We start from the raw sequence: 24957 nt of genomic DNA, 5'->3' as shown, positions 1-24957 counted from the left end.
GGGGGGCGGCACATGGTCAATCGCAAAAAGGTGGCCGTGATCGGCGGCGGGGTCTCTGGCCTTGCCGCTGCCAAGGCCTTTGATGAAAAAGGGCACCGGGTCTGTGGCTTTGAACGCAGCCATGATTTCGGGGGCGTCTGGGAATTGTCGCGGTCTTATCCGGACGTGCAGACGCAATCGCCCAAGGATTTGTACCGCTACACCGATCTGCCGATGCCGTCGGATTATCCCGAATGGCCCAAGGGTCCGCAGGTGCATGCCTATCTGCATTCCTATGCCGCAAAACATCGGCTGGGGCGGCTGTTCAAACTGAACACCGAAGTGCTGTCGATGGATCGACGCGCGGATGGCGCGGCGGGCTGGACACTGACGCTGCGGTCCGGGGCGAACGAATGGACCGAAGACTTTGATTTCGTGGCCATTTGCACGGGTCAGTTTTCGGAAAAGAACATCATCTCTCATCCCGGTCAGGACGCCTTTGCCGACGCGGGCGGCACGGTTCTGCATTCGTCCGATTACACCGATCCATCGATGTGCGAGGGCAAGAATATCGTGGTTCTGGGGGCGTCGAAATCCGGTACCGACATCGCGGTGAACGCGGCGCGGAATGGCGCGAAATCGGTGCATCTGGTCTATCGCGAAAACGTCTGGCGGGTGCCTTACTTTGTTGGCGGCATTAACTTCAAAAAGCTGCTCTACATGCGGGCGCAAGAGATGCAGTTTAACGGCTGGACCCGTGGTGCAGGCGCCAAGATGATGGCGGCGATCACCAAGCCGCTGGTCTGGGCCAACTTCCGCGGGCTGGAGACGCTGCTAAAGCTGCAACTGGGCCTGAAGAAGCACAACATGGTGCCCAAAGACCCGATCGAGAAAGAAGCCTCGTGTTCCCTGCCCATCGTCACGCCGGGCCTGTTCGAAGAACTGAACGCGGGCCGCATCAAACCGGTCATCGGCAGCATCGACAGCTATGAACCGGGCAAGGTCAAACTGACCACGGGCGATGTGATCCCCTGCGATCTGTCGATCCTTGCGGTGGGCTGGAAACTGGGCATCCCCTATCTGGCGCAGGAATACCGTGACAAGCTGATCGAAGACGACGGCCAGTACCGGACCTATCGCCTTGCCGTGAACCCGGACCTGCCGGACATGGGCTTTGTCGGGTTCAATTCGTCCTTCTGTACCGTGCTGTCGGCGGAAATGATCGCCAATTGGCTGGTGCGCTATATGGACGGGCAATTGGCCAAACAGCCCAGCCGGGAAGAGATGGAGCGCAATATCGAAGACATGCTGCACTGGCGCCGCAAGGAACGGCCCGCAGCGCAGGTCTATGGTGGTCTATGCTCTGCCCCCTTCCATTTCCGCCACTTTGACGAGTTGCTGCAGGACATGGGCGCGAAGCGCTGGAAGAGGTCGAACCCCGTGGTCGAAACCTTCACGCCGCCGAATGCCACGGCCTATGGGGAATTTCTGCAAACCACCCCGCAGTATCACGCCGGGTAAGTCAGGGGTCACGGGACTAAGTTCGACGCCCCCCGTGACCCTTTTCCCGCGCATCCCGCGATTTGATCATTTACGAGGCCCTCCGGCCCCGGCAAAAAGGGGGCGGGCCATGAACTTTGACAAAGGACACCGACATGCAGTGCGTTTTCATCCAGTTGCAATGTGAGATCGGCGAAACCTACGACGTGGCCGAGGCGATCGTGGACCGGGAATTCCATTCCGAGATCTATTCGACCAGCGGCAATTATGACCTTTTGATCAAGGTCTACGTGCCCGATGGCGAAGACATCGGCCGGTTCGTGAACCAGCACCTTAGCGGGATCGACGGGATCGTGCGCAGCTATACCACGCTGACGTTTAAGGCGTTCTAAGCCGGGCGTCCTAAACCGGGCTTCACGGCCAGAATTCTACGCAAACACCCCCTGCCCGGACACAGGCAGGACGGATAGCGGCTGCGCGCTGCATGGCCCGGGACGTCAAACCTTAGGTCTAAATATTTTATACTTGAAATAAATATCTCAGGCGATAGCTTTGAGACAACAATCAGGGAGACTCGGTCATGAAAATCGCTGTTCTGGGCGGGGGCCCATCGGGGCTCTATTTCGCTATCTCGATGAAACTGCGCGACAGTTCGCACGATATCACCGTGTACGAACGCAACCGCCCGGACGATACTTTCGGCTGGGGCGTGGTGCTGTCGGACGAAACCATGTCGAACTTTGATCAGAACGATCCGGTCAGCGAACAGATGATCCGCGATCACTTTGCCTATTGGGACGACGTCAAGGTCGTGCGCGGCGACGAGGCGATGACATCGTCCGGGCACGGGTTCTGCGGTATCGGGCGCAAACAGATGCTGCTGCTGTTGCAACAGCGCGCCAAGGATCTGGGCGTGAAGATCGAGTTCGAGACCGACATCACCCCCGAGCGGATCGAGGACCTGCGCCGCGACAATGATTTGCTGGTCGCCTCGGACGGGTTGAACTCTAAAACTCGCAGCCAGTTCGAAGACCATTTTCAGCCTGAAATCGACATGCGGGCCAACCACTTTGTCTGGCTGGGCACGCATCAGAAATTCGACGACGCCTTTACGTTCATCTTTGAAAAGACCGAACACGGCTGGATCTGGGCGCATGCCTACCAGTTCGACGATGACACCGCGACGTTCATCGTGGAATGCGGGCCCGAAACGTATAAGGCCTTTGGCTTTGCCGATCTGTCCCAGCAGGACAGCATCGCGCTGTGCGAGAAGATCTTTGCCAAGCATCTGGGCGGCCATCCCCTGATGACCAACGCCAGCCACATCCGCGGCTCGGCTTGGATCCAGTTCCCGCGCGTGACCTGCGAAAACTGGTATTTCGACAACGTCGTGCTGTTGGGCGATGCCTCGGCCACGGCGCATTTTTCCATCGGGTCCGGCACCAAGCTGGGGATGGAATCGGCCATCGCGCTGGCGGATGAGCTGTCGTCGGACAAGCCCCTGCCCAAAGCGCTGCAGGATTATCAGGAAGAGCGGAAGCTGCAGGTGCTGCGCGTCACCTCGGCCGCGCGAAACTCGACCCAGTGGTTCGAAGAGATCGAACGCTACCTCGACCTCGACATGATGCAATTCAACTATGCGCTGCTGACCCGGTCACAGCGGATCAGCCATGAAAACCTGCGCCTGCGCGATCCCGAATGGCTGGCCAGCGCCGAGGCTTGGTTCCAGAGACGCGCCGGCAGCAATTCCGACCGCGCGCCGATGTTCGCGCCCTTCAAACTGCGGGACATGGAGCTGGTGAACCGCGTCGTCGTGTCCCCCATGGCGCAATACAAGGCCAAGGACGGGATGCCCACCGACTGGCATTTCGTGCATTATGCCGAACGTGCAAAGGGCGGTGCAGGGCTGGTGTTTACCGAAATGCTCTGCGTCAGCAAAGAAGGTCGGATTACACCCGGTTGTCCCTGCATCGGCCCCGATCAGGTTGAGGCCTACAGCCGGCTGACAGACTTCGTGCACAGCGAAACGCCTGCGAAAATCTGTGCCCAGATCGGGCATGCGGGCCGCAAGGGGTCAACCCGGCTGGCGTGGGACGGCATGGATAAACCCCTGCCCGAAGGCGAGAATTGGGACCTGCTGTCCGCCTCTGCCATCCCGCTGATGGAGGGCAACGTGGTGCCCAAGGAAATGGACCGCGCGGATATGGATATGGTCAAAGACCAGTTCGTAGCCGCCGTCCGCGCCGCGAAGGACGCGAATTTCGACATGATCGAAATGCACGCGGCCCATGGCTATCTGCTGGCGTCCTTCATCTCTCCGGTCACCAACAAACGGTCGGACGACTACGGCGGCAGCTTGGAAAACCGCATGCGCTATCCTCTGGAAGTCTTCACCGCCATGCGCGCGGAATGGCCCGAGGATAAACCGATGACGGTCCGCATCTCGGCCCACGACTGGATGGGCGACGACGCAGTGACTCCGGATGAGGCCGTTCAGATCGGCGCAATGTTCAAATCTGTCGGCGCGGATGCGATCAACGTGTCGTCGGGTCAGACCGACAAGGCGGAACAGCCGATCTATGGCCGCATGTTCCAAGTGCCCTTCGCCGACCGTGTCCGGAACGAGATCGACCTGCCGACGCTTGTCGCGGGCAATATCTATGAACCCGACCACGTCAATTCGATACTGATGGCCGGTCGCGCAGACCTCGTATTGCTGGCCCGTCCGCATCTGGCAGACCCCTACTGGACGCTACATGCCGCGGTCGAGTTGGGCGACGAACAGCAGGCCTGGCCCCTGCCCTATGAAGGCGGTCGTCGTCAGGCGAACACGCTGGCGGAACGCGCCAAGGCCATGGCGGAATGAGCCTTGTCGCCGATCTGACGGGCAAGTCGGCCTTTGTGACCGGCGGCGGCTCTGGCGTCGGGGCGGCGATTGCGCTGGCCTTGGCGGATCAGGGCGCGCGGGTGACGATCTGCGGGCGCAGGTCCGCGCCTTTGAATGACGTGGCAGGTCGCGCGTCGCGCATCACGCCCGTCGTCTGCGACATCACGGATGAGGACGCGATCTCGGCAGCGATCGCGGCGGCTGACCCGGATATCGTGATTGCGAATGCCGGGGTGTCGTCCAGTGCGCCCTTTACAAAAACGAACCTAAATGACTTTGAAAGAATGGTCAGTATAAATTTGACTGGCACTTTTCTGACATTAAGGGAATCTGTGCGTGCGATGAAGGACAAGCCGTGGGGACGCATGATCGCCATCGCCTCGACCGCCGGGTTGAAGGGCTACGCCTATGTCGCGCCCTATGCCGCGGCCAAGCATGGCGTGGTCGGCATGGTCAAATCTGTGGCACTTGAATACGCGCGCAAGGGCATCACGGTGAACGCGATCTGCCCCGGCTTTCTTGATACCGAAATGACCGACCAATCCATCGCCAACATCGTCGAAAAGACGGGCCGCACGGCGGCAGAGGCGCGCGCGTCGCTGGAAGCCACCAACCCAATGCACAAGCTAGTCCCGCCTCAGGACGTGGCGGCGGCGGTGCTTTGGCTTTGTTCGCCGGGATCGGACATGGTAACGGGTCAGGCGATTTCGGTGTCCGGAGGGGAGACATGAGCCAAATCTTCCGTCTGACCCGCACGGTCGAATTCAACCACTGCGATCCCGCGGGGATGGTGTTCTATCCGCGCTATTTCGAAATGATCTCGGCCACGATCGAACGGTTTCTGGCCGATGCGGTGGATTACAGCTGGACCGACATGGGCGTATTCAGCGGCGGCATGGGCACCCCCATGGGTCGGATCGAGGTGCGCTTTGCCAACCCCAGCTATCTGGGTGACGATCTGGATTTCGACCTAAGCCTGTCGCGGCTGGGCAGCGCGTCTGCCACCTTTGCGATCCGCTGTAGCTGTGCCGATCAGACCCGGTTCGACTGTACCGCGACGATTATCCATGCCGAAACGGGGGGCGGGTCCTCTGCCCCTTGGCCGGCGCCTGTGCGTGACCGCATGGGGGCCTATGTGACGACCAACGACGAAACAACCAAGAAGACGACCGCATGACCAGCAAAAGCCCCCACACATTCCTGCAACCCGAGGGCTGGGTGCCCGCCAAGGGCTATGCCAACGGCGTCATGGCGCAGGGCAAGCTGATCATGACCGGCGGTCTGGTCGGCTGGAACGGACAGCAGGAGTGGGAGCATCTGGATATGCTGGGCCAGTTCCGCCAGACGTTGGAAAACATCGTCGCCGTTCTGGCTGAGGGGGGCGCGCGCCCGGAACATATCGTGCGCCTGACGTGGTATATCACAGATAAGGCTGAATATAATTCGAACCTCAAGTCCATCGGCGCGATCTACCGCGACGTGATTGGCCGCCATTTCCCCGCCATGGCCGTGGTGCAGGTCGTGGCCCTGATGGAAGACGCCGCCAAGATCGAGATCGAGGCGACAGCGGTCATTCCCGACTGATCCCTCATTGGATGAAATTAGTCGCCCGTGCTGCCCTCAGCACGGGTTTTCTTGCGTGCCAAGCCGCTGCATTTCTTGGAACAATAGATCACGTTGTCCCAATCCCGTTCCCACTTTTTGCGCCATGTGAAGGGGCGTTGGCACACCGGGCAGGTCTTGGTCGGAAGGTGAGGTTTGCGGTGCATCGTCGGGCCTTGGGGTTCAGCGTGGGCTGAATGTAGGTCCGGCGGGCGGCGTGTCACATGGCACGGGCCCGACATCCCAAACGAAAACCGCCGCCCCATCAGGGCGGCGGTTTCTGTTTTAACGATCCTCAGGACATCAGTCGCTGATGGACCCTTCTTCATCACGACGGGCGTGCATCTTGGATTTGACCCGTGCGCCGATGATCAGCGGCAGGATGAACCCGATGATGGCGATCGACCACAGTGCGATGCTCAGCGGGCTGTCGACCAGCGTCCACCAGTTGCCGTTGTCGATGGTCACGGCGCGGCGCAGGTTATTCTCCATCGCGTTGCCCAGCAGCGTACCAAGGATGATCGGTACCAGCGGCACGTCAAGCTTGCGCAGCCCCCACCCCATGACACCGAACCCGATCATCACCAGCAGATCGAAGGTCGAGCCAGAGATGCCATAGATCCCGACGAAAGACACCATCGCCACGATGGGCATCAGGATCCGCGACGGGATCATCAGCACGCGGGTGAACAGGCCCACCATCGGGATGTTCATCGCCAGCAGCATGAAGTTCGCGATGAACAGCGCCGCGATCAGGCCCCAGACCACATCGGGGTTCTGAGTAAAGAGCAGCGGCCCCGGCGTGATGTTCAGCGCCAGCAGAACTGCCAGCAGCACCGCCGTGGTCCCCGACCCCGGCACACCAAGCGCCAGCATCGGCACCAGTGCGCCCCCGGCGGCGGCGTTGTTCCCGGCCTCGGGTGCCGCGACACCGCGCGGGTCGCCGGTGCCAAAGGTGCCGTCCTTATCGACCAGACGCTTTTCCATCGAGTAGGAGATGAACGAGCCCAAAGACGCCCCTGCCCCCGGCAGAACACCCGCGAGGAAGCCAAGGAACGAGGTCCGCAGCATCGTCGGCGTGGTTTGCTTGATCATCGACATCGGCGGATAAAGTTTGCCGATCTTGATCTTCTTGGCATCGCCATCAGTCCCGCCGTGACGGTTTTCAAGGAAGATGAACACCTCGGACAGGGCAAACAGACCCACGATAGCCACAAGGAAATCCAGCCCGTCGTAAAGGTGCACTTCGCCAAAGGTAAAGCGCGGCACGCCGGTCTGGGTGTCCACGCCGATGGTCGCCAGCCCAAGGCCAAGCGCTGCGGCAAAGGCCGATTTGGCTTGGTTCGTCGAGGACACGCCGCCAAGCGTCATGAACGCCAGTGCGAAAAGCGCGAAGTATTCCGCAGGGCCAAACAGCAGCGCGATTTTCACCAGCTGCGGCGCCAGCAGGATCAGGCCCCAAGTGGCGAAGAACGCGCCGACAAAGGATGCGATACCGGACAGCGACAGCGCCTCGCCCGCCATGCCCTTTTTGGCCATGGGGTGGCCGTCCAGACAGGTCATCATCGCGGGCTCATCGCCCGGAATGTTCAGCAGGATCGACGAAATTCGCCCCCCGTACATCGCCCCGTAGTAGACGGAGGTCAGTAGGATCAGAGACGGCGTCGCACCAAGGCCAAGGGTGAAGGCCAACGGGATCAGGATGGCCACGCCGTTTGACGGGCCAAGACCCGGCAGCGCGCCCATGATGGTGCCCAGAAAACAGCCCAGAAGGGCCAGCAGCAGGTTCTGCCACGTGATGGCGATGGCAAAGCCGTCGCCCAGATTTGCAAGCGTTTCCATGGCTTAGAACCCCCAAGGACCACGGGCGAGCGACAGGCCCAGCACCAGATGGAAGATGACGTAGATACCGACAGAGGTGCCGATCCCTGTCAGCACGGCCTCGATCATCGACGACCCTAGACGCCATGCCAGATAGGCGGCGGCAAAGGCGGTGGCGACGACGAAACCCGCGACGGGCAACAGTTCGGCGTAAAGGATCATGACCACCACGGCCGCGGCGATTTCAACCAAGCGGCCAAGGCTGGGCCATTCGGGTTCGGCATCGGGGCGCAGGACGATCACAAGGCTCGACAGGCCAAGGATCGCGGCAATGATCAGCGGGAAGGCTTTGGGTCCGACGGCATCCGAGAGAAAGCTCTCTTCAATCGCAAGGGCTGCAATGACATAGCCGATGGAGAGAAGAATACCGACGACACCGAAGATACGATCGCTCATGGCAATCTCCTCTGGTTAGGTGTCGGAAAGGGAAAACCCGGGGGCCATAGGGCGGCCCCCGGTCAGGTGATCCGGAAACCGGATTACTTGATAATGCCGATTTCTTTGGAGATCGACTGAATCTGCGCAACCGAGTCAGAGACGAAGGACTGGAATGCCTCGCCCTGCAGGTCCAGCGGGGCCAGACCGTTGGCTGCCATCACCTCTTTCCACGCGTCGGTGGCGTAGAGGTCGGAGATCTTGGAAACCCACATGTCGTAGGCTTCATCGCTCATGCCGCCGGGGGCATAGAAGCCACGCCAGTTGGCACCGATCGCGTCTACGCCCTGCTCTTTCGCGGTGGGCATGTCGGCGAATTCACCGTCCAGACGCTCAGGCGCCAGAACTGCGATGACCTTGATGTCGCCGCTGTCGACGAAACCTTTGGCTTCGGAAATGTCACCGGTGAAGCCCTGAACGGACCCAGCCAGCAGCTGGGTGACAGCTTCGCCGCCGCCATCAAAGGCGATGTATTTCACGGAGCGGACATCTTCGATGCCGTAAGCGTTGGCTGCGATCAGAACCTTTAGGTGGTCCCAGCCGCCAACGGCCGAACCGCCTGCGATGGAAACCGAGGTCGGGTCCGCTTTGATCTGGTCCAGCAGCTCGGGCAGTGTGTTGATTTCGCTGTCGGCGGCCACGGCGATCACGCCGTAGTCAGCACCGATGGAGGCCAGCCAGCGTACCTGATCCATCGTGTTGCCGGGATATGCACCCTGCGCCAGACGGGTTGCGGTTGCGGACGAGGCTGCGACGATCAGGTTGTCGGCGTCGTTACGCTTGTTGACGACTTCGGCAAAGGCCACGCCACCGCCGCCACCGGCGAGGTTCACGACCTGCATGGTCTGATCGATCAGACCTTCGTCCTGCAGGGATTTGCCCACCTGACGGCAGGTGAAGTCCCAGCCGCCGCCGGGGTTGGCGGGGGCGATGCATTCGGGGTTTTCCTGCGCGGTGGCAGCGATGGCCGACAGCGACAGGGCAAAAGCGGCGATGGCGCCACGGGTTGCGGAAAGTTTCATTGGGTCCTCCTCAGGTCCTGCGCGGCGCACTCCTAAGCGCCGGAAGATGCCCCGATGGCAAGCGATACGGTGATCCCTTTCCCACGGGTTGAGGATATGTAACCAATGTTCCTGTCACGAAGCTGTCATGCCGACAGGTTTTCGCGACGGAAGGGAAAAGGTTCATGCGGATCCTGATGGTCGAAGACGCCAAAGACCTTGCCGAGGGGGTGATCACCCACCTTGCCCGGTCGGGTATCGTCTGCGATCTGGCGACCACGATTGACGAAGCGCGCGATTTCCGCGCCGTGCAGCGCTATGACGCGATGCTTTTGGATATCAACCTGCCCGACGGCTCTGGCCTTGGGTTGCTGCGCGAATTGCGCGCGGCGGCGGATCGGACGCCTGTTCTGATGCTGACCGCCCTGTCGGACATCGACGACCGCGTGACAGCACTAGATCAGGGCGCGGACGACTACCTATCAAAACCCTTTGATCAAAGAGAGTTAGAGGCCCGTCTTCGCGCACTTGTCCGGCGTGAAGCCGACCGGAAAGAGGAACAGATTACCCTTGGCCCGCTGGTCTACGCCCCCAAGGATCGCAGCGCCCAGATCGCTGGTCGCCAGATGGACCTGACCCGGCGCGAGGCCGCGCTGCTGGACATGCTGATCCGCCATCAGGGTCAGGTGTTGTCCAAGACGCGGCTTTACGATTCCCTATACGGGTTTGACGATGCGGATGTGGGCGTGAACGCGATCGAGCTGTATATCGCGCGGCTGCGCAAGAAATTCGCGGGCAGCGGCGTGCAGATCACGACGCAACGGGGCGTGGGCTATCGGATCGGACTGGATGATTAGCGTCCGGCGGCCGCAAAGCCTTGTTTCGCGGGTTCTTGGGCTCGTGCTGCTGATCCTTGTGCTGGGCGGCGTGTTGGTGGCGGGCTCGACCTGGTTCAACGGGCGGCAGGCGGCGCGGCAGGCCTATGATCGTATCCTGATCGGGGCTGCCATCGACATCGCGGAATCGATCCGGGTGCAGGATGGCGCGCCGATCGTCGATCTGCCGGTGTCCGCCTTCCAACTGCTGGCACAGGCCCCGGACGACCGCATCTACTATGCCGTGGCGGGGCCAGACGGTCAGCTGATCACCGGCGTCGATCTGGAAAACCCGATTGCCCCGCCCGTCCGCGGCGGCGTTCGCGTGCAGTTCTTTGATGATACGCTGGACGGTGACCCGGCGCGGTTTGTCCGGCTGACGCGATTGTTCGTGGAACGCAACTTCTCGGGCCCGGTGGATGTGGTTGTGGGGCAGACGACGCAGGCACGTGCCACGATGACCCGCGATCTGGTGCTGGACGCGCTGTTGCCCATGGCGCTGGCGGGGCTTGCGCTGATTGCGTTGTCCTTCGTTGTCATCCGCTCGGCGCTCAGTCCGTTAGAGGCGCTGGTGGACGACCTGACAGCGCGCGACCCCTATGACCTGACGCCCATGCCTACCGACCGTGTGCCGCAGGAATTGCAGGTGATGCTGGGGGCGATGAACCGGTTCATGCAGCGGCTGGACGGTCAGGTGCATGCGATGCGCAACCTGATCTCCGATACCGCCCATCAGCTGCGCACCCCGGTCGCGGCGATCCGGGTGCATACGGAAACCGCGATGGCCGAACCTGATGCACAAGGCCGGTCGCGCGCCTTGGACCGGCTGCTGAACCGGACGCGATCGTTGGGCACGTTGCTGGACCAGTTGCTGTCGCGCGCCTTGGTCATTCACCGCACCGACAGCACGCCCAGAACGCCCGTAGACCTGCGCGAAATCGCGCTGGAGATCGCGGAACAGGACGATCTGGCGACGCTGATGCCGGGGGCAGAGCTGCGGCTGGACATCCCCGAAGATCCGGTCACCGTTCTGGCTGACGCCTTTTCCCTGCGCGAAGCGGGGCGCAACCTGCTGAACAACGCGCTGGCGCACGGTCAGCAGCCCGTCGTCGTGGGGGCAAGTGTCGAAGATCAGCACGCCGTACTCTGGGTGCGTGACGCAGGTCCCGGCCCGGCAGAGGCGGTGATCGGCAAGCTGGGCGATAGGTTCAACCGCGATGCCAATAGCGGCGAACACAGCACCGGGATCGGGCTGTCCATTGTCGGTTCGGTCGCTGCTGCCTTCGGGGGCCGGGTCGACATGTCCAAGGGGGACAACGGGTTTCGCGCCGCACTGATCCTGCCGCAGGCGGAGGACGTGGAATGATGCGCCTTCTGGCCCTGTGCCTAACCCTTCTGGCCCCTGCCACATCGGCCCAAGAGGCCACGGCGAGCTTTGGCACCGGCAGCACACCTATGCTGGTCCGGTCCACCACCGACATCGCGATCATCCGGCCCGTGATCGACCGTTTCACTGCCCTGCATCCAGAGTTGACGATCACCTATGAACAATGGGGATCAAATGCGCTGTTCGAGATCAGCAAGGATCAATGCCGGGACGACGCGCCCGTGGCGGATGCCATTCTGTCGTCGGCGGTGCAGCAGATGGTCTGGCTGGTGAACGCCGCCTGCGCCCGCCCCTACCGATCCGCGATCACGCAGGCCCTGCCCCAGACGCGCCGCTGGCGGAACGAGCTTTGGGGGATAACCACCGAACCGGCCGTGATCGCCTATAACAAATCGCTGCTGCCGGGCGATGACGTGCCGCGCAACCGCTTTGCCCTGCTGGACGCCCTGCGGGCAGAGCCGGAACGCTATCGCAACCGCATCGCTACCTACGACATCGCGGAATCCGGTCTGGGGTTCCTGTTCGCCTATGCCGACAGTCTTGAGGCGACGACCTTTGGTGCGCTGCTGGAAGGTTTCGCGCGGGTGGATGCGGTGGCCACCTGCTGTTCTGCCGAGATTATCGAGGGCGTGAACGAAGGCCGTTACCTGATCGCCTACAATGTTCTGGGCTCATACGCGTTGAACGCTGATCTGCCTAACGTCGGGCTGATCTTTCCCGAAGATTACACGCTGCTTCTGTCGCGCGGGTACATGATCCCCAAGGGGGCTGCGAACGCCCGGGCCGCGGAACAGCTGTTGGATTTCATGCTGACGTCCGAGGCGCAGGACCTGCTGCGCGCGGCCGGTCTGGTCAGCGCTATGGACCCAAGCGAGACAGGTCTTGCCGCCAGTGCCCGGCGTAACATCGCGCTGTCGCCCGCCCTGCTGGTCGCGCGCGACGCCAGCCGCCAAAAGCTGCTGTTCCGTTTCTGGGCGGATACGTTCCAGCGGGCAGAGCTGCCCTAAAGCGACGATATCATCGCAGGTCGACGGGGCACCGGAATGGCTGGCTCTGGCAAGGCGCGGGCCCTGTGCGTCCGGAGTTGGCGTGCCGGACGCACTGGAGGATAGGACCGATCAGAATTCGATCCGCACCTGCGCAGTCACACCCCAGCTATCCACCTTGTTCGACACCCGCACGTCAGCGCGGATCCCTGCGTTCAGGCGGCGCGCATTGGACCCGCTGCCAGACAGGACTTTGGAGTAGTTCATGCCAAGGCCGATCTCTCCGTAGTCGCCAAGGGTTTTCGAGGTCAGCTGCTGCTGCGCCCCGGTCGCGGTTGCCGTGAAGGTGCTGGTCACGTCCTTGCTGAAGTCCTTGAAGTAGGTGCCAGAGGCGAAATAGGTGACCGCCTCGCGCCCGCCCCGGCGAACGTCTGTCCGCGAAATGGTCGCGCCCAGATACCCGATCTTCTGCGTAATATCGCCGATCTGCAGCACGGCGTTGTCGGCCGTGGTGGTGGGATCGTTTTCGATCGTGATCGCGCCCGTGCGCACCTTGGACACCCTGAAGCCAAGGGTCGGCATCAGCTTGATGTTCCGCGCGTCGTCCAGCGTGTGCGAATAGCTCAACTCGCCCGACACGGTGTTGCCGCGGCTTTCGAACGTCTGGTTCGTAAGCCCCAGACCGCCCAGACCGAAGGCGTTGGATTCGCTTAAGGTATAGGTGGTCTTGTCGGTGCGGAAATTGAGGCTGCCGGACCAATTGCCCTTGGACGCGTTCAGATAGGCACCGCCATACAGCTGGTCGAACTTCGCGGTCATGGTCGTCGCGACCGCGCCAAGCGTGACCGGCAGAAGCGTCTTGCCAGAGTTGGTGCCAAGCGTGACGCCATAGGCCAGATCCCAGCCGCCGAACGCCCCGCCGACGCAGGTGTTGCCGACGCCCATCTGCACACCGCCGTAGCTAAGGCTGACGTCGTTGTCTGCCGACATGCCGGTGGTGACAGAGGTGCTGTTCAGGCGTGCCCGGTTCTTGCCGCCCGTGACGCGGGCCCATGTGTCGGGCGAACAGGTTCCGTCGCCAAACGCCCCAGCGATCGGGGTTGCGTCGGGGGCCTGCCGGTTGGCCACGCTGGACATCAGGCTTTGCGTGGCCGCGATGCCTGAAGCCAGACCACCGTAGGCAAGGTTTGGTGTCGCCATCAACTGCACCTGCGTGCCGGTGTTGTTCAGGCTGTAGATATACGACCCGCCGAACGGCAAGCCCGCCAGCGTCGTCCCCAGCCCTGCCGTCGACCCGCCGGTGGATTCCACCAATGTGACCGGTGCCGCGATACTGGAATAGGTTCCGTTCACGTTCTGCAGTTGCAAGGTCGTGGCGCCGGTGATGTTGCCGGTGGCGGTGATCCGGTCTGCGGTGTCTGCCGCGACGGTGCCGACCGTTGCACCGCTGATGTTCACATCCATCTGGACCGTGCCGTTCAGCACCGCATCGCCATTGATCTGAATGCGGTCAGTGGTGTCTGCGGTGGTGGCGTCGATCATGCTGATGGTGCTGCCTGCATCGGCGGCAAAGCTTCTGCCCGCCGTGCTGAGCGTCATGGTCAGCGTCTGCTGCTGATCGCTGCGCATCAGGATGCTGCCGGTCTGTTCTAGGATGATGTTGCCGGTCGACTCCTCAAAGGACGCGGTGGCACCCAGCACGTTCTCGATCCCGCCGTTCAGGTGGGTGTTGCCCGTCCCGACCAGCGTCGCGCCATCATAGATGTTCACGGTAGACCCTGCGTTGAAGTCCATCGTCACGGCCTGCAGACGCGTACCAGCGGAGACGTCCAGCGACCCGCCGTTCAGGGTGAACACCCCTGTCCCGGCCCCGACCAGCGCCGTGTTGCCGTCGATGGTCGTCGTACCGCCGCTTTGCGTGTAGTTGCCGGTGAAGCTGCCCGAAGAGAGCGTCGCCGTTCCGCTGTTGGTGATTGTCTGACCACCCAGCACGTTGGCGTTGATGTCCAGCGTGCCCGCGTTGGACGCGCCCGCGCCCAGTGTCAGCGGCGCGTTCACGTTGACCCGGCCCGCCGTGTTGACGAACCCACCCTGGAAAGACGATGCGCCCGCAATGGTAGTCACCGCGCCCGCGTCGTTCTGGGTGTAGAGGTTGGCGAAGGTGCCGCTGACGTTCGCCGCGCCACCGCCAGTGAACAGGACAGCGCCGACCACCGTGCCGTTGTTGGTGAAGGTCGCCGCTGTGTCCACCGTCAGGGTGTTGCCTGCCGACACAGTCGTCAGGTCCAGCGTGGTCAGCGCATTCACCGTCAGATCGCCGCCGTTGATCAGCATCGCTGCGGTGACGTCGGTATCGCCCTGAACCGTGGTCGTGCCGTCGGCTTGTGTCAGGCTGCCCGTGACGGTTGTCGTGCCCGTTCCGTCACCCAGTCGCACCGTGCCATTGGTGTTCGTCACGTTCGCTGTCAGATTGCCGTTCACGTCCAGCAGCGCCGCGGTATCCACCGTCACGCCACCTGCGTTGGTCAAGGTCACGCCGTCGTTGACGATCAGGCTGGTGCCCGCGCCGTCCACGGTGATCGCCCCTGTGATGCTGGATGCACCATCCACCGTCAGTGTGCCCGTGTTCAGATCGACAAGGCCATTGATCGTCCCGAACAGTTGCGAGTTCTGCCCCACGCCATTCAGCGTCACGGTTCCGGTGCCGCCAAGGTCCAGCGTTGCCAAGTTGACCGTGCTGTCCAGATCGAACTGCGCTTCGGTGAAGGTCAGCGCCGAGGCGGTCAGTGTTGCAGTTCCGCTGGCATCGCCCGCCACGGTCAGCGCGGTCAGGTTGCCCGTACCATTGTCGGTGAAGGTCCCGGTCCCAAGGTTGAGGTCACCCCCCGACAGGGTCGTACCGGTGCCCATACCGTCCGCCACGATCGAGGTGTTGTTGGTCGTGACCTGCCCATCGTTGACCGTGATCGTACCGCCATTGGTTAGCGTCCCGGTCCCGGACGACAGCGTGCCGCCGTCGTTGAAGGTGATCGAGCCAAGGCCAGAAACGTTATCGAACGCTGCGACCGAGGTCATCGTGCCATTGGTGCCCAAAGTGACCGCGCCGGAATTGCTGAGCGCCGCCGCCGACGTTAGCGATCCATTGGTTCCGAACGTCATTGTCGCAGCCGTATCCAACAGGCCGGTGTCAGTCGATAGCGTCACGCTATTGCCAAGCACCGCTGTCGTCGTGCCGTTCAGCGTCATCGTGCCCGCGTTGATCGTGACGCCATCCGCCGCGTCCAGCGTCGTGCCTGCGCCCATGGACAGCGCACTGGCGACATCCACGTTGGCGTCGGCGTTCAGCGTGCCCGACGTGATGTTGGCCGTCGTGGTAAAGGTCGCGCCCGTGCCGTCGATCAGCGTCTCGCTCCCTGCGCCCTGCTGGGTGAAGGCGCCTTCGACTTTGCCGCTCAGCGAAATCTGAGTGCTGGACTGGTTGTCCAGCGCCGCCCTGATCGTACCCCCGTTCAGGTCCAGATCGGCGTTGCCCGTCAGCGCGACCGAGGTTCCCGACATCAGCGTCGTGCCCCCGCCCACAGTGATCATGCCCGCGCTTGAGGTCAGCGTGTCAAAGTTCAGCCACGCGGTGTCGCCGACGGTGATCGCATCCGCCTCGGCCGAGGTGTTGTTGATCGCGCCGAAGCCTTGGAAAGATCCGCCATTCACCGCCAGCGATCCGCCCGCAATGTTGTTCAGGGCCGACCCGTTCGCGCTGACCTGTCCAGCCGTGACGATGATGTCGCCGCTGTTGCTGATGGTCGGTGCGGTCAGCCCGCCCGCATCGGCGAAGGTGATCGTGCCGCTATTGGTCAACGTTGTGTTCGCGCGGATCGAGCCATTAGTGCCAAGCGTGATCGTCCCGCTGTTGGACAGCGCGGTCGTCGCCCTTAGCCGTCCGCCTGCCGAGACATTCAGCGTTGCCGCGTTTGACAGGGTGGTCGTATCGGCCCGCAATGTGCCATTGATAGACATGGTGCCCGCCGCTGCCGCGATGTCGATATCGGCCGCCGTCACCTCGCCCGACACGACCGAGGCCGTGCCGCCGTTGATGTCCAGCGTCCCGTCGATATCGACCGGCCCCGTCATGGTCAGCGTGCCTGCGTCGAACTGTACGGTGCCTCCGACGGTGGTCGAGCCCGACCCGTCGCCCAGCAGCAGCGTGCCGTCGGTCACTGTGATACCGCCGCCATCAATCAAGCCGTTCACATCCAGCGTCGCACCCGCCGTCGTGGCGCCCAAGGTCACGCCAGCCGAGGTCAAGCGCACGCCATCGGCCACAACGACCTGCGTGCCCGCGCCGTCGATGTTTGTCGCGTTGGTGATGGTGGTGTTGGCGTTCACGTTCACCGTGCCGCCGTCAACATCCAGCAGGTTGCCCACGGCGCTAAGGCCCGTGATGGTCAGCGCGCCGGCTTGAACCACGAGTGATCCGCCCACGTCCCCGGCCAGTTCCGAGGTCGTTGAGGTCACATTGCCGGTCAGCGTCAGCGAGCCGCCTACTTCGACGGCCCCGCCAAGACTGCCGTTAATGTCGACCACACCACCATTAAAAACCCGCACGTTCGGCGATACGCGGCCCGTGTCGGCGATGGTCAGGGTGCCTGCGCCGCCGGCATTGCCTGCGTCGAAGCCAACGGTCACAGCCCCCCCGCCGGTCTGGTAGGACACGCCCGCCTGCACGGCCAATGTGCCGCCACCATCAACAAAAGTTAGACCCGAGTTCGTCATCGTATCTGTGACAGTCACGGTGTTGGTGTCGGTGATGTTCAGGTTGGCAATATTCCCGCCCAGCTCTGACGTGACCCCCGCCGCGCCGGCAAATACCGTTCCGGTAACCGAACCGTCGTCGTTGATATCGAAGGTCGCGCTTCCTGCTGTTGCCAGGTCTCCGGTCAAGATACCGCCCGTCGTGCCATCTCCGACCACGACGCTGCCAGCGCCCCCTGCGGTCCCTGCCGCCACAATGCCGGTGAGGTTGCCACCGTTGGCGATGTTCAGGGTGGCGCCGTCCACGGTCGTGTTCCCCGTAACCGATAGCGCCGCATCCACGTTGACCACGCCGCCGTTCACATCCAACCCAGCCTGGAATGCCGACCCGCCGTTCACCGTCAGCACGCCATCGTTGACCGTGACCAATCCCGCGATGTCACCAGCGACAGTCGATGTCCCGGTCGAATTTTGCGTGTAAGTTCCCGTAATCTCGATCGTGCCGCCAACATTGCTGCCGATTTCCAACGTCGCGTTCCCCGCGGTGGACACATTGCCATCCACGGTGGCACCGCCCGTGATATAAAGGTGCGCACTGTTGGACCCGGAAAGCGCCACGTTGCCGTCGATCTCGCCCGACGTGGTGATGGTCCCGGCGGTGGAATTCAGTGTCACCACATCCAGCAGGGCACCTCCGCTGACGAGAATCGCCGTCGCCGATGCGCTTTCGTTTGTTAAGGTTTGGATGCCGTTCACGGTTGTTCGGTCGCCCAGAATCAACTGGCCATCATCAAACCCGGTCGTCGCGGCGCTTGCGTTCAGGAAATTATCGTCACCCGTGCCAGTGCCCATGGTGACGGTACCAAGCCCCCCCCCGACGAGCATCCGTCCGCCGTTCTGGATCGTGCCCGTGGTGTCGTTGTCCGCATCGGCGTTGAACACGATCGTGCCGCCGCCGGTGTTGAAGGTCACCCCGGCGCCCGACGCGCCATAACCCACGATGATCGACCCATTATCGTTCAGCGTGTCGCCACCGTTGTAGACCGCCGCGCCGTTGATCGTGGTGGTGTTGGTCTGGCCCAGAATGTTCACACCGCCCGCGCCGGTGGTGGTGAATGTGCCTCCCGCGTTCACGGTCAGCGAATTATAGGTCAGATCGCCGGTCGCGGTCAGAGTCTGGCCGTTCGCCACAGTCAGATTACCGATGATCGCGCCGCCCACGTTGCCCGTCGTGCCGCCAAAGACAAGGTCCGCGGTCAGCTCTTGCCCGGCCGTGATGTTCAGGGAACCGTCGTTGATCGTCGTGGTGCCGGTGATCGTAGAACTGTTGGTGACATTCAGGATGCCGCCGGTGTTCTGCGTCAGGTTGCCGTCAATTGTGGCCCCGGACAGGTTCACCGTACCCGCGCTGACGATGGTGCCAGCCGTGGGCGTGGTCGCATAATTCTGGTTCACGTCCAGCGTGGCGTTGGTCACGCTCAACGTCCCGCCGTTGGCGATGTTCAACGCGCCACCCGGGTTGGTTCCGCCGCTACTCACCTCTAGGGTGCCGCTGGATACGCTGATCCGGCCACCCGATTTGATGTTGACGCTTTCGCCACCGCTATCGTCGGTGTCTGATCTTAGGTGGCCGCCGTTCGAAAAGCTGAGATTGCCGCCGTTGTTGATGTTGATGGCCCCGACGTCTTCAATGCCAAAATCTGCAGGCGCGAATATGGTGACCCCCAGATTGAAAGTATTGCCAGTGCCTACAAACCGGGCCCCGTTGCCAAGGCCTAGCGCGCTATAACTGGTCAGATCAAAGGACGCGGCGGTCAGCGTTGCGTTCGAGCTCAGCGAAAGGGCGCCACCGTTCAAGGTAAAACCGTTGGTGATCGTTACGCTGGCGCCGGACCCCAAAGACAGGGCACCACCAGGCAGGGTAAAGCTGTCGGTGATCGTCGCGCTGCCCCCGAAATCGACCCTGAACCCTCCGCCATTCTGCATCAGGACCGAGCCAACGGTGCCCCCCGTCGCGTTGACACTACCAGAGTTGGTCAGCGTGCCGTCGAGCGTGCCGTTCAAATCCATAATGCCGGTATTGGTCAGGCCATTCGACGCCGTGATCGTCGTGCCGGTGGCGATGTTCAGCGTCCCCGCATTGCTGGACGCGTTCACCAGCACATGGCTGCCGTCACCCGTGTATTCGACGGTACCAGCCGTGTTGGTCAGTGTCCCGACCGAGGTCCCAAAGGCCCCATCGGTCGCCGTCAGCGTCGTGGTCGACCCGGCATTGTTCTGCGTCAGCGTGCCCGAGACACCATCCGTGCCCGTACCGCCGCCGATCGTGTTGGTGGTCGCCGTCCCGACGATGTCCACATCGCCGGTGACCATCCCATCCAGATCCAGCACGCCAGTGCCCGACATGTCGACGCTGCCGGTTGCCGTCAGCGTTGCACCATCTGATACCTTCAGTGTGCCGCCAGACACGGCGATGGCGCGATCCACCGTTGCGTTGCCCTGCACATCCGTGGTGCCCGCGGTCTGGCTGATCCCGGCCTTCAAATCCGCTCCGGTCTTCAGGTTCACCGTTCCGGTATTGTTGACATTAACCGGGGTGCCGCCAGTGATATCTCCGAACTCGGCCGACACGTTCAGCGTTCCGGCGTTCGTCATATCCGTATCCAGCGACGCGCGTGTGTCGATGTTCACCGTGCCAGAAGTGTTGGTCAGCGTACCGAACTGGGAATATCCGGACGTGCTGATCCCGTTCGTGGCCGCATTGATCGTGCCGCCTTGGTTCGTCAGCGTGATGATCCGTCCGTTGCGATTCACGTCCACCGTCGCATTGGCGTTGGTCACGGACACGTCGGTGACCTGCGACAACGAGTTTCTGCCGCCAAAGCTGTGTGTCACTGTGTCGGTGCCGCCCAGCGTGACCGAGCCCAAGATATTGCCCTGCGCCGTCAGCGCCCCCGTGCCCGAGAAGGTCAGGCTGTTGCCAAGGGTGACCGACACGCCTGTGCCCGCGGTAAAGCTGCCGCCGCTGACAACCGCGGGGTCAATCAGGTTAACGAAGCCGGCGACCCGAGTTGCGCCCCCCGTCTGGTTGAAAGTGGTGATCCGTCCGCCGTTCAGCGCCAGATCGCCCGAGGTCTGTGTTAGCGTGGCGACGTCGCCGCCTGTCACGGTCACGTTCGTTGTGCCATCGGTGGTGCCCGTGTTCACGATCGTCGTCACATCACCGCCCGACATCGTGGCAGCGCCCGTCCCCGTCACGGTCAGAAGCGCGAGGTCCACAGTGCTGTCGTCCGTCGCGTCCAGCGTGAAAGACCCGCCCGACACGGTGACGCCAGAGGTGGCCAGCGTTCCCTGCGCGGTCAGTGATCCAGCCGATACGGTCGTCGCCCCGGTGTAGCTTTGGTTGCCGCTCAGCGTCAGGTTCGCCGTGGCGCCTGCGATGCTCAGCCCGCCGGTGCCGGTGATATCCCCGTCAAAGGTGGTGCCTGCGGCGACGCCCGTTCCGGCAATCGTCAGCGTATTGCCCTGCACATTCACCGTACCCGCAGTCCCCGCACCGACCAGCGCGCCGATCGTTTCGTCGGCCTCCAACTCGAAGGTGCCACCGACCACGTTGACCGTCCCGGTATCAAGGATCGAGGTGCCAGTCACGTTCAGCGTGCCGTTCCCAATCTGCGTCTCGCCGGAGTAAGTGTTCGTGCCAACAAGACGCAACCGCGACCCGCCTGTCGGGTTGAGCGTGATTCCGCCCGTGCCGCTGATGACACCGCTCGTTATAGAAACGAATGACCCGATGTATCCCCAGGTCAGACGCGCGTTGTTGTTCAGCGCTAGGGTGGCTCCACTGTCCAAGTTCAGCACCCCGATGGTTTCGTCCCCAGTCAGGGTCGTCGAACTGGTGTCGCTCAGGTCCACCAGCGACGATGTGTTGAACGCGCCACCATCCGTGGTCAGCGCAGCCGCGTTTGTCACGTTGGTGATACGCGAAGTCAACGCACCGCTGCCGGTCAGGTTCAGCGACCCACCGGTCAGTTGGGTAGTGCCGGCATAGGCCAGCGCCGCCGTCACATTGTTCGTACCGCCAGTGAATGTCAGGCCGCCGTTGCCTGTGACCGCGCCGCCGATGTTGCTGGTCGCGGTGCCTGCGATGGTCAGACGGTTCGCACCCAGCGCGACCGAGCCTGCCGCGCCGCCCTTGGACAGCGAGCCGATGGTCTCGTTGGCGTTCACATTGAACTGACCGTTGTTGACCGTGACCGACGCGGTGTCCCCGATCGCGGAGCCGCCGTTGGCGTTCAGCACGCCGTCTTGGTTCATCGTGATATTGCCGGTGGTCGACCCGTTGATCGTCAGCGTCGCGGTCGAGGAGGTCACCCCGTCGCCCACCGTGATCCCGTTCGTCGCGTTCAGCGTCTGGCCCGCGGCCACCGTCATGGTGCCCGCTTCAAGAAGCACCGTGCCGATTGTGCTGGCCCCGGAAATGTTCGTCGTGCCGCCCTGTTGCCTGTAGGTGCCGGTCACGCTGCCCGCGATGTCCGTGGCACCCGCCGAATTCACTGACCCGATGATCGTGCCGTTGTTGACGTCCAGCGCACCAGCGGTGCCGATGTCCATCGTGTTATCAATGGCCAGGTTCACGCCTGATGCGATATCCAGTTCGCCGCCAAAGATGTCCACCAGACCTTCGACCTGGCTGTTCGCAATCACGTTGATCTGGCTCGTGGCAAAGCCCGTGAGGTTCTCAAGGTTGCCCGAACCTTCCGCGGCCAGCAGGATATCACCGGCCAGATTCAGCGTGCCGTTCTGCAACAAGACGCGACCGTCAACGGTCCCGTAAAGATCGATGGTGCTGCCTGACTGACCCAGAATTGTCGACGACCGAAGCGTGTTGCCGGCTTGGATGTTCAGCCTGCCCGTTCCAACCGTCAGTTGGCCATCCACGCGCGCATTGCCTGTGACATTGACCGTGGTGGTGCCAGCCTGGAGACCCAGCCCGCCCGTGATACGCCCACCTGCCAGCGTCAAGCCGGTGGCTGAATTGTTGTACAGAGTGCCGTCGATCGTGCCGCTGTCCATGTTCAGCGCGGCAGAGTTCAGTACGTTTCCGGTAAGTGTCCCGCCGCTCATGGTCAGGGAACCGGTGTTCGTCAGGTCCTGCGTCCCGCCAGAGTTCATGCCGGACACGTCCAGTTCCCACCCGGTGGCGACAGTCAGCGCGCCATTCGCGGTGTTCGTCATCGTGACGTCGGTCGGACTCGTGACCGTGACCGTTCCACCGGCCCCACCCGACAGGTTGATCGTACCGTCGTTGATAAACGTCTCGGCGTTGGCCGTGCCGTCGTTGTCGCTGTCCACCGTGATGGTCGCGTCTCCGGCAAAGGTCATGGACGATCCGGTTTCATTCTCGACCCGATCCCGCGCGGTCAGGGCAGCGCCCGCTCCAAAGGCGACGGTTCCCGCGTTCACAAAGGCATTGCGGTCACCAAAGCCGGTCACTGTACCGTTTTCAGTCAGTGACACAGCCCCGGTGCCCAGCAGGTTCAGCGTGGCGCTGTTTTTGAAGGACGACGCGGTCAGGACGACGCCACTTTCCACATTGACGATGTTATCGTTCTCGACGTCGAACACAGAGTTGACGGGAGACCCGACTGTCGAATTCGCGGTAACCTGCATGACGCCGGTACCGTCCACGTAAACGTCGCCGGCGATATTGGCGTTCACGGTGGTCGCGCCGGGGCCGGTGATGGTCAGAAGCGACGCGGGCAGGACCACGTTGCCAAGGATCGACCCGCCCGAGGCCGTATAGCTCCCCACGATGGTCAGCGACTTCGGATCGCCACCGCCACCCGGACCGCCACCGTTCAGGATACCCGCATGGGTCAGATCGCCCGTGTTCACCGTCAAGGTGACATTGCCCGCGGTCGTGTTGACGATAGCGCTGGTCGCGCCAAGCTGTGTCACGTTGCCGGTGACGCTGACGTCTCCGGTCATGTTCAGCGTTGCGCCGTTGGCAATCGACACGTCACCGGTCAGTGACGCACCGCCGCCGACGGAAAACGAACCCGCGGTCATCTGCAAGTTGCCGTTCAACGCACCCCCAGTAATGACGCCATTGGTCCCGCTGGTCTGCAGGTTGGCATTTATCGTCCCCGCACTGGAAAACGGGGTCGCATTCGTGCTCGACAGGTCGATGTTGGGGGCGTTCAGCGTCCCCCCACTTTTGATGTCGAGCGCGCGCGTCCCATCGATCGTCAAGTCACTGGTAAAGGTCAGGTTGCCACCGCTGGAGACTTCGAGCGTGGCGTCGCCGGCCCAAGATGCGATAATCGGATCGACCAGAGTGGACCCTACGGCCGTGGTTCCGCCGAACAAGAACAATGTCCTGGAGCTGAGCGTCGTTCCATTGAGTTCTATTCGCGCGCCAGTACTTGTGGCGATGGAGCCATTGAGGGTCCCGCTGTTCAGTTTGACGGTGCCTGCGCTGCTTTCGACAGACCCGGTGATCGTCCCTCCGGCCAGTTGCAGAGTACCGGGTGCTTGCATGACCACACTGCCGGTCACCCCGCCGCCAAGGATCACAGTGCCGCCACCGTCCGCCAAACTGTGTGCGCCGTATACACTGTAAGTCGGAGCAATGGTCAGCACCCCGGAGGTCGATGTGATCGCCGTGTCGATGATGCCAGTTGCGCCGCTGTTGGCCGAGATCGCGCTGGAAATGCCGAGTGTCGCCGGGATGGACGCATGCGGCGTGATCGTCGTCAGATTCCCCCGAAAGACGATACCCTGCATGTCCAACCGGTCGTCAGAGCCGTGCAAATCCACAGTGGTGACGTTCATGAACCCGCCACCTGCATCAAAAATGGCGACAGATTCACCGCCCGGTTCGATCCATTGACGCTGGCCCGGTTCTTGCATGTTAGTCCAGTTGCCAATAGCTGAAACCGAAGAGACCAATTCCCAAGCTCCTGACACGGAGGACGGAGAATGTAACGTGAAGGTCGAGGCGTTGGCATCGACAAAGCCGAGCGGATCCCAATAGCTCAGTGTGCTGTAAGCGCCCGCCGTGTCTAAGGGTACCGACTGTGAATTTGCCTGTCCGCCGATGACGATCGCCACCCCTGTCGCGAGCATGAACACCAGTTCCGTCGCCCGACCCACCCGGCAGTGACGCTTGAGCGACCGTTGACGGATACCGACCTGATGATGCGATGCGGCGAAATCAAACATGGAAATTCCTTGGTAGGCGCGGAGCGCGTAAATATTTTGCGGACCTAGGTCCGAAATTGGGGAAACACCGGCCTGCGGAAGCTTAGAAATGCTGACCCGCGGGTTGTACCGTCAAATAACTATCCGCCCAGCCTGTAAGGCCGCGCGCAATTTCGGCTTTTGCGCCCATAAGGAATTCGGGTGCGGCGGCCAGAACAAAAGAATCTAGATGTTTATGCGTCGGTCAGTGCATGAGAGTCAAAATATCATGCATCTTTTCGATAAGTATATTCGGGTAAAGTACTTTTACCACTCAGGGCCGATCAATGACGCGCCTCGCCGATTAGCGTGGTCTGTGCCTAACCTCAGAAATTGAAACCCTAAACAGGGTATCGCCCAGAGATTGCGCAGCAAGGCAAACCACTTTACCCACGACCCGATGACGCGTTGCCTTCGGGCCGTTCAATAT

General features: G+C 62.2%; 14 protein-coding genes. 9 read left to right on the top strand and 5 right to left on the bottom strand.

The genetic code is table 11. The features are described from left to right. Window positions 1-12: 12 nt before the first annotated feature. From ACI3GR_RS05275 to ACI3GR_RS05250, 6 genes are all read left to right on the top strand, one after another. Window positions 13-1500: a flavin-containing monooxygenase gene (locus ACI3GR_RS05275; protein ID WP_407493032.1), complete on the top strand. Its 1488-nt coding sequence runs from the start codon at window positions 13-15 to the stop codon at window positions 1498-1500. 134 nt (window positions 1501-1634) lie between these two features. Continuing rightward, complete coding sequence (locus tag ACI3GR_RS05270; protein ID WP_407493031.1) at window positions 1635-1871, top strand: Lrp/AsnC ligand binding domain-containing protein; 237 nt, start codon at window positions 1635-1637, stop codon at window positions 1869-1871. A 188-nt stretch (window positions 1872-2059) separates the two neighbouring features. Continuing rightward, a complete protein-coding gene (locus tag ACI3GR_RS05265; protein WP_407493030.1) occupies window positions 2060-4345 on the top strand; it encodes a bifunctional salicylyl-CoA 5-hydroxylase/oxidoreductase in 2286 nt (761 codons plus the stop codon). Continuing rightward, entirely contained in the window at window positions 4342-5097 is a 756-nt protein-coding gene (locus ACI3GR_RS05260; protein WP_407493029.1) for an SDR family NAD(P)-dependent oxidoreductase, read from the top strand. The genes ACI3GR_RS05265 and ACI3GR_RS05260 overlap by 4 nt, the downstream gene beginning before the upstream one ends. Beyond that, window positions 5094-5543 (top strand): acyl-CoA thioesterase, encoded by a 450-nt coding sequence (locus tag ACI3GR_RS05255; protein ID WP_407493028.1) that lies wholly within the window; start codon window positions 5094-5096, stop codon window positions 5541-5543. The genes ACI3GR_RS05260 and ACI3GR_RS05255 overlap by 4 nt, the downstream gene beginning before the upstream one ends. Next, window positions 5540-5950: a RidA family protein gene (locus tag ACI3GR_RS05250; protein ID WP_407493027.1), complete on the top strand. Its 411-nt coding sequence runs from the start codon at window positions 5540-5542 to the stop codon at window positions 5948-5950. The genes ACI3GR_RS05255 and ACI3GR_RS05250 overlap by 4 nt, the downstream gene beginning before the upstream one ends. A gap of 17 nt (window positions 5951-5967) precedes the next feature. On the opposite strand, the gene ACI3GR_RS05245 is transcribed toward ACI3GR_RS05250, so the two are convergent. From ACI3GR_RS05245 to ACI3GR_RS05230, 4 genes are all read right to left on the bottom strand, one after another. After that, window positions 5968-6135, bottom strand: a complete 168-nt coding sequence (locus tag ACI3GR_RS05245) for a DUF2256 domain-containing protein (RefSeq protein ID WP_407493026.1) — start codon at window positions 6133-6135, stop codon at window positions 5968-5970. Window positions 6136-6271: 136 nt separating this feature from the next. Continuing rightward, window positions 6272-7810 carry a tripartite tricarboxylate transporter permease gene (locus ACI3GR_RS05240; RefSeq protein WP_407493025.1) on the bottom strand — a complete coding sequence of 513 codons (1539 nt, stop codon included), beginning with the start codon at window positions 7808-7810 and terminating at the stop codon, window positions 6272-6274. A 3-nt stretch (window positions 7811-7813) separates the two neighbouring features. Next, the gene (locus ACI3GR_RS05235) at window positions 7814-8245 is read right to left on the bottom strand and encodes a tripartite tricarboxylate transporter TctB family protein (protein WP_407493024.1); all 432 of its coding nucleotides are present in this window, start codon (window positions 8243-8245) and stop codon (window positions 7814-7816) included. A gap of 83 nt (window positions 8246-8328) precedes the next feature. Further along, entirely contained in the window at window positions 8329-9306 is a 978-nt protein-coding gene (locus ACI3GR_RS05230; protein WP_407493023.1) for a Bug family tripartite tricarboxylate transporter substrate binding protein, read from the bottom strand. Between the two features lie 164 nt (window positions 9307-9470). Here ACI3GR_RS05230 and ACI3GR_RS05225 point away from each other — a divergent pair, with 164 nt between their 5' ends. From ACI3GR_RS05225 to ACI3GR_RS05215, 3 genes are read left to right on the top strand one after another with little or no spacing between them, the layout of a single operon-like run. Next, window positions 9471-10142: a response regulator transcription factor gene (locus tag ACI3GR_RS05225; protein ID WP_407493022.1), complete on the top strand. Its 672-nt coding sequence runs from the start codon at window positions 9471-9473 to the stop codon at window positions 10140-10142. Further along, window positions 10135-11526, top strand: a complete 1392-nt coding sequence (locus tag ACI3GR_RS05220; protein ID WP_407493021.1) for a sensor histidine kinase N-terminal domain-containing protein — start codon at window positions 10135-10137, stop codon at window positions 11524-11526. The genes ACI3GR_RS05225 and ACI3GR_RS05220 overlap by 8 nt, the downstream gene beginning before the upstream one ends. Beyond that, complete coding sequence (locus ACI3GR_RS05215; RefSeq protein ID WP_407493020.1) at window positions 11523-12554, top strand: ABC transporter substrate-binding protein; 1032 nt, start codon at window positions 11523-11525, stop codon at window positions 12552-12554. Before ACI3GR_RS05220 ends, ACI3GR_RS05215 begins: the two co-directional genes overlap by 4 nt. 111 nt (window positions 12555-12665) lie before the next feature. Here the strand turns inward: ACI3GR_RS05215 and ACI3GR_RS05210 are convergent, their stop codons facing one another. After that, window positions 12666-24509 (bottom strand): hypothetical protein, encoded by an 11844-nt coding sequence (locus tag ACI3GR_RS05210; RefSeq protein WP_407493019.1) that lies wholly within the window; start codon window positions 24507-24509, stop codon window positions 12666-12668. Between the last annotated feature and the right edge of the window lie 448 nt (window positions 24510-24957).

Source organism: Pseudooceanicola aestuariicola, assembly GCF_045763785.1.
GTDB lineage: Bacteria > Pseudomonadota > Alphaproteobacteria > Rhodobacterales > Rhodobacteraceae > Pseudooceanicola.
Note: the sequence above shows the minus strand (reverse complement) of the source record. Positions and strands in the feature narration are given on the sequence as shown.

Excerpts from the sequence above, each read along its gene's own strand:
- ACI3GR_RS05210 (WP_407493019.1), bottom strand. The coding sequence starts at position 24,509 with ATGTTTGATTTCGCCGCATCGCATCATCAGGTCGGTATCCGTCAACGG.
- ACI3GR_RS05235 (WP_407493024.1), bottom strand. The coding sequence starts at position 8,245 with ATGAGCGATCGTATCTTCGGTGTCGTCGGTATTCTTCTCTCCATCGGC.
- ACI3GR_RS05245 (WP_407493026.1), bottom strand. The coding sequence starts at position 6,135 with ATGCACCGCAAACCTCACCTTCCGACCAAGACCTGCCCGGTGTGCCAA.
- ACI3GR_RS05220 (WP_407493021.1), top strand. The coding sequence starts at position 10,135 with ATGATTAGCGTCCGGCGGCCGCAAAGCCTTGTTTCGCGGGTTCTTGGG.
- ACI3GR_RS05215 (WP_407493020.1), top strand. The coding sequence starts at position 11,523 with ATGATGCGCCTTCTGGCCCTGTGCCTAACCCTTCTGGCCCCTGCCACA.
- ACI3GR_RS05250 (WP_407493027.1), top strand. The coding sequence starts at position 5,540 with ATGACCAGCAAAAGCCCCCACACATTCCTGCAACCCGAGGGCTGGGTG.
- ACI3GR_RS05240 (WP_407493025.1), bottom strand. The coding sequence starts at position 7,810 with ATGGAAACGCTTGCAAATCTGGGCGACGGCTTTGCCATCGCCATCACG.
- ACI3GR_RS05260 (WP_407493029.1), top strand. The coding sequence starts at position 4,342 with ATGAGCCTTGTCGCCGATCTGACGGGCAAGTCGGCCTTTGTGACCGGC.
- ACI3GR_RS05275 (WP_407493032.1), top strand. The coding sequence starts at position 13 with ATGGTCAATCGCAAAAAGGTGGCCGTGATCGGCGGCGGGGTCTCTGGC.
- ACI3GR_RS05265 (WP_407493030.1), top strand. The coding sequence starts at position 2,060 with ATGAAAATCGCTGTTCTGGGCGGGGGCCCATCGGGGCTCTATTTCGCT.
- ACI3GR_RS05230 (WP_407493023.1), bottom strand. The coding sequence starts at position 9,306 with ATGAAACTTTCCGCAACCCGTGGCGCCATCGCCGCTTTTGCCCTGTCG.
- ACI3GR_RS05225 (WP_407493022.1), top strand. The coding sequence starts at position 9,471 with ATGCGGATCCTGATGGTCGAAGACGCCAAAGACCTTGCCGAGGGGGTG.
- ACI3GR_RS05270 (WP_407493031.1), top strand. The coding sequence starts at position 1,635 with ATGCAGTGCGTTTTCATCCAGTTGCAATGTGAGATCGGCGAAACCTAC.
- ACI3GR_RS05255 (WP_407493028.1), top strand. The coding sequence starts at position 5,094 with ATGAGCCAAATCTTCCGTCTGACCCGCACGGTCGAATTCAACCACTGC.